Below are 11,661 nucleotides of genomic sequence, written 5' to 3' on the forward strand. Positions count from 1 at the left end.
TGGTTGGATGCCTGCAAAGTTACCAGCAATTGTAGTCAATTCTGATACTCTTGGGCGCTGTAACCGTGCGATCGTGTAACCAGATTCCTCGGAATGGAAAGTCAAACGTTCTACCACCCCCGTGATTGATTCCTGCTTGGGAGTGGCGTTATTTGGTTCCTGTTTTACTTTGTACGAACTGGACATTTTCGCTTGGTTGTGGGGCGCAAATATTATACCGAGATGATTGGCAATAGGGGAAGTTTGAATCAATTATAACTAGAACTATCGTACTATAAGCGTAACAAACTTCGTATGCGTTGGCGACAAGCCACTCCCGGAGGGAGTATCGCTCAACTAAATAAAATAATAATGATATTTTAACAACATCGACATTTCTCTTCATTTCCAAAACTTCAATTCATAGCTTTCTCCATGAGGGTATTTACTAACCGAAAATATTCCTCTTCCAAACAATTACTCACCCGAAAATATAATCTAAATGAGCCATCCCCGTACTGTTTTACATCCGCCTCGCCGAAAATAATCTCCTTTTGTTGCAACCATTTAGTAACACTTGTGTGAAACTCTGCCAAAAACAAAGCTGGAAAATAAATTCTTCCGGTTTTCTCTCCAGTATATTGGTGAGTTAATACTTGAAATTGGGGTGTACTCAAAACTTCCGCCATAATTTTTACTCCCGATCGCTTTTTTAAACTCTTGTCTTGAAAAGTTTTGTGGACGGAAACCGTCCCCACAAACTTTTCGCTATCGTGAGGCTAATAATCGAAAAAGGTAGAAACGATCTAACACACTTTCATTCCTGCCTTATCTGGCTAAATTGAATTTGATGTTGATTCGAGATATTTGAGAAAATTCGACACTTTCCAATTCAGCCCATGAGCTTTATCAGCAATATTTGGTTTAGATGATTTCCCATCACATAAAAGACATGTACTGCAACTATTTCGATCATCTTCCGTGTGTCGGCAAAGTATTTCGTTATCGCTTAATACTGCATCGGGAGCGATGATTCGGAAAGTTCTCCATCCTTGCTTTTGCGCTTGCTTTGCTTCCGGGATACTATGTACAGAAGCCATAAGGTATTCTTGCCATCGGGAATCGCAACTTTTATGTCGATGTGTGTATCCCGTATGCTTACCCGATGCCAAAATAATCGATTCCCAAATTTCCAATGGTATTGCAGTTGGGTCGCCGTAGGAACCCAATCTAATTGGATAGCGATAGTGTTCTAAAAGTGCTAATTCTTTCTCGCTAAACTTTGGATAATTACCAGCTATATAGGAACGATAAATATTATTTGGTGTGAGGAGATTGACATAGCAACTACCAGTTTTGCTTAACTTTAACGGGCAATCACCACAAATCGAATTATCCAAACCATATTTTGCAGCGTATGTTGGAACATAATTTTGTGAGAGAATCCATGATTGAAGTTGCCTCCCAGTTTTGCGGTTAGATGTGGGGTTCACAAAACCAGTTAATATCAAAACGATGGGAGAGCCATCAATTAAGGATGCACCTTCCCAGACGACATAACCATTTCGTAGCATATTCCTAGTAGATGAATAATTTTGTCAAAATTTGGGTTCGGATAAAAAGCACACTATTTGAAGCGGAAATGTGCCTTAAATCAAAATCCTCCAGCATCGATAATGCCAGAGGATTTATAGGTTTGATTGGATTTGATTTGGAGTTAGTAGTTGGTACTTTCTGCAACTACTTCTGTTTGAATATCAACCTGGTTCCGCTCCATATATTCGCGTCTGCGTTGCCAGGATATATCATGTTCGGTAAGTAAATCTTCCAAGGTTTTACCAAATTTACGATTAGCATATTCCAGCAATTGGTCGAGAGAAAATCGCTTTTCTTCCACTTTCCCGAAATCGTTAGAAAACCGTTCTTTGAACCCGTCCCAGCTAAAAGTTTCTTTCAGAGTTCGTTTGGCAACTAATCCACACAGAGAACGAATGGAATAGTAAACTTTGGAATACACACGTTCGGAATAATCACTAATAGCATATTCCCCCAAAATCGAGTTATCTATGGTTTGGATATTAGTTGTTTGTTGTTTACGTGTAGCCATAATGATAATCTCACTTAATTCTTCATTTTTCTCTTGGCGTTAGCCTTTTCAAAACCAGGCATTATCATCACAATCGCCTAATAAATCTGCTTGCTCTCGATAATCTTGATAATCGATTTCTAGTTGTCGTAAATCTGTATCCAACATCATATTTTGCAAATCCTGGATTATTTCTCGAACATGATTTTCTTCGCTAACACCTGAGTAATATTTTTTGATAAATCTGTCAGCCTTAGTCATAAATTGTTCGAGATTAGTGACGAATATTTGCTCTTTGCTAATTGCTTGCACCATAATTTTCTCCCAATAATTATCAATTTGATGTGGATTAGTATTCGCTTGGGAGCATGAGAACTGTTTCTACCAAATAAAGCTTGATGTGCTTTAGTGCAAAATCTGTGTATTCGATATTGTGGCGTAATACTTCTTGATTCGTATCCCACTCACAAATCAAGATGCCGGATTTATTATTTACTCGTAAATGCCAAATTTGGAATTCTCGCAGGTTTTGATTGGAGAGAAGTTGTTCGGTTTGATGAGAGAAGATTGCATCGATTAGCCAATAGCAGTTTGTTTCATCTGCTAAGTATTTGATGCCCTCGGTATATTTCAAGCCAAGCCAGTGTTTGTAGATAATTGTCGAACCAGTAAATTGGTCGAGTGCAGCTTTGATTTGGTATGGTTTTTCCATGTTGGAAAAATCCTGATTTTACGAACTTCACACACCTACAGGCGTTAGCCGTAAAATCGAAAATACTAGTAAAAATTACACAGTGTGATTTGTAATTTGACTTTGCCGAAACGGCAACCTGATGGTAACAAAAGTTAGCGGTAAAGTTATGATATAAAATGCTAATATCGCTAACATTGCATCAACCAAACAGAAAATTTATTTTCAATACATAGAACGCTACAGATGAAGTAGGTTAAATCCACTATTTCTGCTTATTTTAGGTGTTATTGATGATAAATATTGCAATATTAAATTACGGCAAAGTCAAAGTAAAAATGCGGCAAAGTTAAAGTAAAAATCACAGTATTACAAAAATTTAATCAAAATCAATTATTTTGGATTATTGATATTTGTCACGCTCGAATACTTTTACTAAATTCGTTAGTATTAGGGATTACTTCATCAGGAATATATTCAATTAAATCAAGTGGGCTAATAACCTCACCAATTTTGGATAGTTGGTTTATTCCCAAGCAAATATGCTCCCACCTTTGACCGCCAATTTCAGGCATTGTCTCGGCTTTTCGCAATCCTGATATGGCATTAGCACTGACACCTAAATATTCTGCTAGGTCTTTGCCTTTAACCCGGTGTCTAGCCATGACCTCGTTTAACTTCCAACGAATCAAAGTTTCAATCACATAACTCTACATTCTAACTTTACTATTCACTTCTAAATATATGTATTTACAGGTAAGACTATGTTTTTTGTGGCTATAAATTATTTTTATTTAAGTTTTGAGTTAAAAATACAAACTGTACTTGTATAATGTTCTTGTGTTAGACAAAAGCGATCGCCTAAATTTCTGCAAAAAAATGCAACATCGGCAGTATCGCACTCCAAGATGAAAATTCCCCAAAACCAAAACCCTCCGCCCTGACTCGCAATCTGACCGGAGGGTATGGTTCTCACTGTAAACAGGAGGTATCCTTATTATGCCTTGTGTCGAACTTCCAGTCACCTATTCATTTGACTACGATCGCTTTGCCAAACCAGACTTACAAACCAAGGCTAAATCAACCCTCGGCAGTTTTTTCGGTTTCGTTCGTCAAACCTTCGATGGGTTACTTGAAATAGGGCGATCGCTCCAAGATTTTTACTTCGACTGCCTTGCATTTTGCCCCAATGGGAAGAAAGTATTTTCTGAATGGCTTGCCTCGCCTGATTTTGGTGCATCACGCTATATCGCCTCCTCTGCGATGGAGATTTACGCATGGTTTGAGAAATTGCCAGTGCGATCGCAAAAACTAATCCGTCAAAATGTCCAAAATTGGAGCGTTTCCGCACTGCGACAGTTGACCAAAGTTAGCCACGATTTGGTTAAAGAATTAGTGCGATCGGGTAAGAAAACAGCAGCACAGGTTAAGCAGGAAAGCGGGAGTGAGGGAGCGAGGGAGAAAGGGAATAAACAAGTACCAAGCACAGAAGTAAGTCAAACTCCAGCTTTGCCAACTACGGAATTAGCCCCAGGAATGCGGATTGTTGTCAAAGAAGATAATGCAGGATGGAACGGACATAGTGGGATAATCATGTCCAAGCGAGAGGGAGATTTTTGGGTACTGCTCGATCACACTGTTTCCCAGGGAATGGAGGTTAAACACTTGCTCAAACCCCACCAAATCGAGTCAGAAGCGCAACAACCAGCAAGAAAGGTAAATTCCCAGGAATTGTTTACCGCAGCTGATGTGGAACAGAAAATTGCAGATGTGATCGCTCAGAATAACCGCGAAAAAGCTGAGTTAGAACAGGGAAGATTTATCGAAATTCGGGATGCTGCATTGCAAGCGGCAAAACGGGAAATCCAAGCAGCACAGGAATATTCACGCGCGATCGCACAGAAGAACCAAGATTTATCAGCACAATTAGCAGCGAAAGAGAATGAGCTAAAGTCAGTACAAGCTCTACAAACTAGAAATCAACAACTCGAACAACGAGTCGCGGAATTAGAAAAAGCGCTCGAATATTCCAATTCACGGACAGACAATTGGGAAAATACCCTCAATAAGCAAGCTGCAAGGGTTGTCAACAAAGAGCTTGAGAAAACGATCGAGCCTTTGACGCGGGAAGTCGATCGCTTAAATGGTGTACTGTCTCAAAAAGAGCAAGAACTTGTTCGGCTGCAAATGAGTAATGGTAAAGAATCGGATGCTGTTGTGGCTGAGTTTGGGGAGATTGGAGAGCGCTTTGGCTGGCAAGGTTGGAGTAGTCGCGGATATCGTGCTGCTAGCGGGATGCTTTGTACGGGGATTGGGGCGATCGCTCAATTTATTACCGATTTGAAAGCTTCTTATCCGAGTCACCAACAACAGGAAATAGCGTTTTAGATTCGCATCAAATTTAGATTTATATCGAATATTGCTATTGGTTGGGAATGGCTTCGTAGTCGTTTGGCGATCGCTTTGGGATGACAAATAGAAATTCAAGACAGAAATAAAATGCAATGCCAAGAAAAGCTAATTAACGCGAAGAAAATCCCCCGTTGGTTCGTAAAATTAATACTGCGACAAACAGCCAATAATCCAAATACTCAAAAAATATTTTTGGCAGTTCTCGAACCAATGACACCACAAGAGTGGTGTTTAATTTGGATGCCAATAATTCATCCTGGAGTAGAATTACCGCAAGAAGGAGAACGTAATCCTTGTGGTTACATGAAAGCTTGCCTTGCTACTTTGTCAGCGTTAACAGGCTACCACGAGCGTACTGTGGAAGGTTGGTTTTATGGAAAGCCCTATCATTATTCGGTGGAAATTCTACTGCGGTGCTTCCATTTGATTTTTACATTGCAGCAATATTTAGAGTAATTAAATTTAAAAATAAGATTAAATCACATTTCTACACGCGCTTCAAAATACCGTCGATATAGCTCACAACTAGGTATAACCTGATTCTCATGTAGTTTTACCAAACCCATACTATGTAGTTTAAATGCACTTAATTGTTCTAATTCTACAGGTGTTGTTGATTTGATTACTTCGTCGTATGCTGCTGCTAATTGGGGATGCTCTTGTAGGTTTCGTAAGTGTCGATGTAGATGATGGCAATAAATACCTGCATCTGTTGCTGCGGTTTTAATTAACTGTTGCAAAGTTAGATTACCATATGCTAAATGGTATAAAGCTTGTTGAATTAAGTATGGATGTCCGGATAGCAGTTGCATTAGTTCTAACAATTCATTTTCAGATAAATTCAGTCCATAGCGCTTTTGTAAATCGATTAACTGTAATTGATTAAATGCTTGCAATTCAATAGCTAAACCGACATTAAAGGGTGATTTATTAAGATCTAAAGGAATATAAACTTCTGTGGAATGGATAATCAGTAGCCGAAGATTTTGCCAATTAGGATTACCACTATCTCCATAGGCTGCTTCTTCATACCAAGAACGGAGTAATGTAAAGAAATCATCGGCAATTTCTGGATGTAAAAATACTTCGTCAATATCATCCAACGCTAATACTAAAATTCCACTAATATTTGGTAGTAAACAGTCTTCAAAATAAGCAGTACAATTACTTTTACTACCAAAGGTATCACTCCAGTAATCTTCTACTCGATAGGGTAGTTGTAACTTGCGGGTAATAGAAGTACAAAACCAGCGCAAAAATTTATCTAAGTCATTAAAAATACAGCGTTCTGCTCGTTGTAAACTCAGTGCAACTGTATTCACTTGATTCTGTTGTTTGGCATGGGCTAAAATTCTCACCATCAAAGAAGTTTTACCCATTTGACTGGGTGCTTTAATCCGAATTAATGCTCCTGATCTGTTAATCTCTTCATAGCAGCGTGATTCTACCCCCGGACGCTCGATATATAAGGGTGATTCTAAAGATATTAGTCCTACTTGTGCTTCTAATTCTGTTTGTTTGGATGTGGAGGATGGTAAATAGGATATTGTTGGTTTTTCTTTCACCTCTTCAGATTCTGCAAATGCTCGTTGTGCTAAAACTGCCATTAAATTAGTTTTACTAACTTTTTCTCCTAAACTTAATGAAAGAATCTGCCACAATTTAGGACCTACATCATGTTTAATATATTCAGGAGCATAACCACAATCATCTGCAATCTTGTCATACTTTTGACCCGATAATGCGCCTTTGAGAACGGCAATTTCAATATTTTTGAGGTGTCTGTTAGTTTTGTGGAAGACTGCTGCATCTGCTATTTTGAGAGCTAATTCAAAGGCGATTGTGTCTTCTTTCATTATTTCTATCATAGCTATTCTTTCATTTTTCATAAAATATTTTTCATGCAAATAATTAACTTAAATTAAAATTTCTTCATGTAATCGCGATTCTTGGCTAATATTCTCGGCAAATTTGTGTAAGAGATGGGTAAAATAATGGTCAGGGTAATGTAAAGAAAAAATCCCCTTACTACCTAGTTCTGCCATTTCTGGTGAGAGTGGGAAAATAGCTGAAACTGGAAGATGATAGTTTGTTTCGACTTTTTGCTGGAGTTCAACCAAGTCTATATTTATCGGTGTTTTATTGATAGCCATCATCATATTTTTCACTTGTAACTGACGAGTAATATTCACTGTTACATCAGTTCCTTGAAAGTCCTGAAGGTCTGGTCGTAAAATAATAATTAATAGGTTAGATATAGCTATAGATAGTAAAGTTTCTCGGCTTAAACCGGGATGGGTATCGATAAATAAATAATCTAAATTAAGTTCTTGAATTAATCGTCGAAATCCACTATTAAGAAAACTCACATTGTATCCATCACTGAGAATTTTGGCGATATCTTCAGGATTAAGACTGGCAGGAATTAAGAAAAGCTGACCTTTTTGCTGGTCGAGAATATAATCACTAATATCATATGCAGCCTCAGTAATAGAAATACGATTCCACAAATAGTCGTTTAACGTTTTTCTATTATCATTAAGATTAAATAGAGCATGAATACCGGGGGATTGTAAGTCAGTATCAATTATTGCCACTCGTTTCCCTTGAAGTGCAATTAATACTGCTAAATTAGCTATGAGGTTAGATTTACCAGTTCCACCCCGGAAGGAGTGTATCGAGATAATTTTAGACATAATGTTTTTGACACCAGAATTGAGATTCCTAGCAGTCCATTACTCTAAAAATAGGAATGATTGAAAGCTGACCAGAACAGGGGAGATGAACCACTAGCTAATTTACTAGTGTGATGCGATCGCACCTTTTAATAAAAGATCAGTTTTGCTGTGCAGATGGACTTGAAAACTGGTCTTGACAAAAATAGATTTTTGTATAATGCCAATTACCTAGGACTCTATTGTTTTAGTTTCAGCTTCTGTGCTGACTGATTTTTTATGAGAATTTCCTGCAATAGCTTTACGTATTTCATCCAGTTCTTCTTTAGGAACCCATTCACTGACAGGAGTCACTCTATACTCATCTGTGCGTCCTGTACGTTTAGTTTGGGTGACAAAATGAGCATTAATCAGAACTTTGATTGCTTGTTGAGCCTTGCGTGTACTCATTTTACAAATCTCTGCTGTTTTGCGAAGACTTGCAAAGCAAACACCTTGTGGTTTTCCTCCAGTTCTGCGAACTATATGAGCATATAGTCGAAACTCATAAGGGTCTAATCCATACTCATCAAGGAAATTATGGACAAAAGCCACAGAAGAGGGGAGAGAGTTTTCAGTAGTGGATTTGGATTTTTTGGATGAAAGTTCGCCTTTAGTTGACATACTACAACAATGCGTCTGGATATAAATAGTTTGTAGTCTGAACTGTTTCAACAAGGGTTAAAATCCTAATAAGAACACACAACCCTTACCCAGGATTAGCAGGGGAATATTCGCCAAATCGCCAACGCAAAGGTGTAGAATTTGTTGTTTCTAATACCTGTTCAATTGCAAACTCAACTAAACGCTCTGCTCCAATAAATTCATTTAATCTGTCTGCATCCCAAATCACTTTTGCTTTTCCCGTGATTTGCAATATATCACCTGTTTCAAAGTCTATAAATAATAACCCTGCGTTGGGATTTATAAGTAAATTACCGAAGGTTTGAAACATATTATTTCCCGCATAATCAGGGAATAATAATTGGCGATGATTTAAGACTTGAATAAATCCCGGAAATCCTCCTCGATGGGAAGCATCTGCACCACTTTGGGGATGAAAACTAGCAATGAAAAATGTGTCTGCTTGGGTTATCCAAAGTTGATTGTGTTCACTTAAATTTTCTCTTCTCAAAGTTTCCGATTGTTCTTTAGATTCAGTTATATTTTTTTCGATGTGACGGGTTTGGATGTATTTGGGACAGTTAAAAAATGTCTGAACAACGTGTATTTTTATACCATTTAAGTCTAACTCAGCTTTGCCATTGAAGCGCGATCGCCTACGATTTGATAAGTCAATCACTAATAAACCAATATTTTGGTTGTGGTGCAGATTTTGGTACAGTGGGTCAGTGGGTGTAAGACTAGCATCTAAACTGATTTGTAGGGTCTGTTGGTTTAAAACTTGGATAAAACCAGGTTGTCCTGTTAATAAAGATGCCCAGACTTGACCATGTATATCAACTGTACTGGCGATCGCTAATTGTTGGGTAACCAGAAATTCCTGTGCTGCTGGTTTAATGAAATCGCTGAGGAGACTACACAGTTTTTGCGCTTCTTCCCGTTTCCCTGCTTGGGTTTGGACTTCGATTTCTCCGGAATGAAAAGGCATGGGGATTTGGGGGGGTATAAATATGATTCTCAATTTATCTCGTGTTATCTAATCAACTCTAGATCCGTTTGGCGATCGCTCAGACAAATAAAACTGATCTAGGCAAACATTTATGAATATGTTATTGCAATCATGATTTAATTTCTGGGATATTGATACTTATAACAAAAAATCTGTATAGGATAGGATGCATACAGAATAATGGCAACTCTCAAAGCTTCTCAACCCGGACTCAGGATGATTAAGCAAGCTAGAATTGCTTCCTGTTGGTCTGTGGATGATTTTCGCTGGTTAGAGTCAGCAAGCGAGTTTTTGGGTGTTTCTTGGTCAGAAAGTGGTGTTTTGGCTGTGGGAATTTCCGAGGGTACTTGGAAAAGATTTCTAGCTGGGAAAAATCCCATTAATGCTGAGGCTTTTAAGGCTTATTGTCAGGTGTTGGGATTGAATTGGCAAGAGGTTATTGAAAACAAGGTAGAAAAACTAGTTTCCCCTTCCCCCACTCCTGTTACAGACTGGGGAGATGCTCCCGATGTCTCAATTTTTTATGGTCGTCAAGTAGAAATACAGTTAGTTAAGCAGTGGGTTATACAAGAAAATTGTCGTTTAATTACGCTGTTGGGGATGGGTGGGATTGGTAAAACGACTCTTTCTGTCAAGGTAGCACAACAAATTTTGGAGACAGGAAATATTGAGTTTCTAATTTGGCGAAGTCTACGTAATGCACCACCGATTGAAGATATTTTAGTTGAATTAATTCAGTTTTTATCGTTACAGGAAGAAACTTTTTTACCTAGTAGTGTATCAGCGAAAATTTCTCTATTATTAAAATATCTGCGTAGCTCGCGCTGTTTGTTAATTTTAGATAATGCTGAGTCGATTTTACAAGCAGGTGAACGTACTGGTCTTTATCGATTTGGGTATGAGGGATATGGGGAATTATTGCGATGTTTTGCAGAAACTTCTCATCAAAGTTGTTTGCTGTTAACTTCTCGGGAAAAGCCTCAAGGTTTAGCTAGATATGAGGGAGAAAATTTACCTGTACGTTCTTTACAATTGACAGGTTTAGCGGACAAGGAAGGGCGAGAATTATTTGCTCTCAAAGGTCAATTTACTGCTTCCGAGGGAGAATGGCAAGCTTTAATTTGTCGTTATGGAGGTAATCCCCTAGCTTTAAAAATTGTTGCGTCTTCAATTCATGATTTTTTTGAGGGAGATATTTGTCAATTTTTAGAGATATCTCAACAAAGTACGTTTATTTTTGATGATATTCGAGATTTACTCAATCAACAATTTAATCGCCTGACAAAGTTGGAACGAGAAATTATGTTTTGGATTGCGATTAATCGTGAACCTATTTCATTATCTGAATTACAAACAGATTTTGTTACTCCAATTCTCCCGCGTGAGTTGTTAGAATCTCTCACATCCTTACAAAGACGGGCTTTTATTGAAAAAACTACTGGTGGTTTAACTCAGCAACCTGTGGTGATGGAATATGTGATTAATCAAATTATTGAGTTAGTCTCTGAGGAAATTTTTAATCAGGATATATCTCTGTTTGCAAGTCATGCTTTGATGAAAGCACAAGGGAAAGACTATGTGCGTGAGACTCAAATTAATTTGATTTTACAACCTGTGATTAATCAATTAATCAATCAACTGGGGAGTTTAGACAATATTTCTCATTATATCAAACAAATTATTTCTAACTTACAAGGAAAAACACCTAAAGAAACGGGATATGTCGCTGCTAATTCTCTACATTTATTACATCAAGCTCAAATTGATATTAGTGGCTGGGATTTTTCTCGTTTAACACTTTGGCAAGCTTATCTACAAGGTGTAAATTTACATGATGTTAATTTTACTAATTCTGATTTATCTCGTTGTGTATTTACGGAAACTTTAGGTAATATTTTATCTGCTAACTTTAGCCCAAATGGAGAACTTTTAGCCACCTGTGATACTGACTGTAATGTGCGAATTTGGGAAGTTAAAACAGGTAAATTACTGTTGATTTGTCAAGGTCATCAGAACTGGGTACGCTTCGTCACTTTTAGTCCAGATGGGAAAATTTTAGCAAGTTGTGGTGCTGACCATCTGATTAAATTATGGAATGCTAGTGATGGTATTTGCATTAAAACTCTCATTGGACACCATCATGAGG

Annotated in this window: 13 protein-coding genes and 1 pseudogene; 3 read left to right on the forward strand and 11 right to left on the reverse strand. The window is 37.8% G+C overall.

Annotated features, from left to right (window positions below; all coding sequences use genetic code 11):
* From VB733_RS26550 to VB733_RS26580, 7 genes and pseudogenes are all read right to left on the reverse strand, one after another.
* A pseudogene (locus VB733_RS26550) lies at nt 1-186 on the reverse strand (hypothetical protein); the annotation flags it as partial.
* Between the two features lie 209 nt (nt 187-395).
* Nucleotides 396-737: a hypothetical protein gene (locus VB733_RS26555; protein ID WP_416336353.1), complete on the reverse strand. Its 342-nt coding sequence runs from the start codon at nt 735-737 to the stop codon at nt 396-398.
* Between the two features lie 78 nt (nt 738-815).
* Nucleotides 816-1,553, reverse strand: coding sequence for a hypothetical protein (locus tag VB733_RS26560; protein ID WP_323343049.1), 738 nt, complete (start codon nt 1,551-1,553; stop codon nt 816-818).
* 143 nt (nt 1,554-1,696) lie between these two features.
* Entirely contained in the window at nt 1,697-2,086 is a 390-nt protein-coding gene (locus VB733_RS26565; protein WP_096614750.1) for a hypothetical protein, read from the reverse strand.
* 48 nt (nt 2,087-2,134) lie between these two features.
* A complete protein-coding gene (locus VB733_RS26570; protein ID WP_323343050.1) occupies nt 2,135-2,380 on the reverse strand; it encodes a Pb-reticulocyte-binding protein in 246 nt (81 codons plus the stop codon).
* 34 nt (nt 2,381-2,414) lie between these two features.
* Nucleotides 2,415-2,777, reverse strand: coding sequence for a DUF6876 family protein (locus tag VB733_RS26575; protein WP_323343051.1), 363 nt, complete (start codon nt 2,775-2,777; stop codon nt 2,415-2,417).
* A gap of 395 nt (nt 2,778-3,172) precedes the next feature.
* Entirely contained in the window at nt 3,173-3,460 is a 288-nt protein-coding gene (locus tag VB733_RS26580) for a helix-turn-helix domain-containing protein (protein WP_096614747.1), read from the reverse strand.
* 295 nt (nt 3,461-3,755) lie between these two features.
* Here VB733_RS26580 and VB733_RS26585 point away from each other — a divergent pair, with 295 nt between their 5' ends.
* Both VB733_RS26585 and VB733_RS26590 read left to right on the forward strand, forming a co-directional pair.
* Nucleotides 3,756-5,144, forward strand: coding sequence for a hypothetical protein (locus VB733_RS26585; RefSeq protein ID WP_323343052.1), 1,389 nt, complete (start codon nt 3,756-3,758; stop codon nt 5,142-5,144).
* 111 nt (nt 5,145-5,255) lie between these two features.
* Nucleotides 5,256-5,624, forward strand: coding sequence for a hypothetical protein (locus VB733_RS26590; RefSeq protein ID WP_323343053.1), 369 nt, complete (start codon nt 5,256-5,258; stop codon nt 5,622-5,624).
* A gap of 23 nt (nt 5,625-5,647) precedes the next feature.
* Here the strand turns inward: VB733_RS26590 and VB733_RS26595 are convergent, their stop codons facing one another.
* The 4 genes from VB733_RS26595 to VB733_RS26610 all read right to left on the reverse strand — a co-directional run bounded on the left by VB733_RS26595 (nt 5,648) and on the right by VB733_RS26610 (nt 9,494).
* Entirely contained in the window at nt 5,648-7,024 is a 1,377-nt protein-coding gene (locus VB733_RS26595) for an AAA-like domain-containing protein (RefSeq protein ID WP_416336354.1), read from the reverse strand.
* A gap of 60 nt (nt 7,025-7,084) precedes the next feature.
* Complete coding sequence (locus VB733_RS26600) at nt 7,085-7,864, reverse strand: MinD/ParA family protein (protein ID WP_323343055.1); 780 nt, start codon at nt 7,862-7,864, stop codon at nt 7,085-7,087.
* Nucleotides 7,865-8,074: 210 nt separating this feature from the next.
* Entirely contained in the window at nt 8,075-8,506 is a 432-nt protein-coding gene (locus VB733_RS26605; protein WP_323343056.1) for a helix-turn-helix domain-containing protein, read from the reverse strand.
* Between the two features lie 85 nt (nt 8,507-8,591).
* Nucleotides 8,592-9,494, reverse strand: a complete 903-nt coding sequence (locus tag VB733_RS26610) for a pyridoxamine 5'-phosphate oxidase family protein (protein ID WP_323343057.1) — start codon at nt 9,492-9,494, stop codon at nt 8,592-8,594.
* 201 nt (nt 9,495-9,695) lie between these two features.
* Here VB733_RS26610 and VB733_RS26615 point away from each other — a divergent pair.
* Nucleotides 9,696-11,661, forward strand: a 1,966-nt coding sequence (locus tag VB733_RS26615) for a WD40 repeat domain-containing protein (RefSeq protein WP_323343058.1), incomplete at its 3' end; no start/stop codon positions are given.

Origin of the sequence: Calothrix sp. UHCC 0171, assembly GCF_034931845.1 — a bacterium.
Classification (GTDB): domain Bacteria; phylum Cyanobacteriota; class Cyanobacteriia; order Cyanobacteriales; family Nostocaceae; genus Brunnivagina.

Coding starts and splice junctions, on each gene's coding strand:
- VB733_RS26560 (WP_323343049.1), bottom strand. CDS start 1,553: ATGCTACGAAATGGTTATGTCGTCTGGGAAGGTGCATCCTTAATTGAT.
- VB733_RS26565 (WP_096614750.1), bottom strand. CDS start 2,086: ATGGCTACACGTAAACAACAAACAACTAATATCCAAACCATAGATAAC.
- VB733_RS26570 (WP_323343050.1), bottom strand. CDS start 2,380: ATGGTGCAAGCAATTAGCAAAGAGCAAATATTCGTCACTAATCTCGAA.
- VB733_RS26575 (WP_323343051.1), bottom strand. CDS start 2,777: ATGGAAAAACCATACCAAATCAAAGCTGCACTCGACCAATTTACTGGT.
- VB733_RS26585 (WP_323343052.1), top strand. CDS start 3,756: ATGCCTTGTGTCGAACTTCCAGTCACCTATTCATTTGACTACGATCGC.
- VB733_RS26590 (WP_323343053.1), top strand. CDS start 5,256: ATGCAATGCCAAGAAAAGCTAATTAACGCGAAGAAAATCCCCCGTTGG.
- VB733_RS26595 (WP_416336354.1), bottom strand. CDS start 7,024: ATGAAAGAAGACACAATCGCCTTTGAATTAGCTCTCAAAATAGCAGAT.
- VB733_RS26600 (WP_323343055.1), bottom strand. CDS start 7,864: ATGTCTAAAATTATCTCGATACACTCCTTCCGGGGTGGAACTGGTAAA.
- VB733_RS26605 (WP_323343056.1), bottom strand. CDS start 8,506: ATGTCAACTAAAGGCGAACTTTCATCCAAAAAATCCAAATCCACTACT.
- VB733_RS26610 (WP_323343057.1), bottom strand. CDS start 9,494: ATGCCTTTTCATTCCGGAGAAATCGAAGTCCAAACCCAAGCAGGGAAA.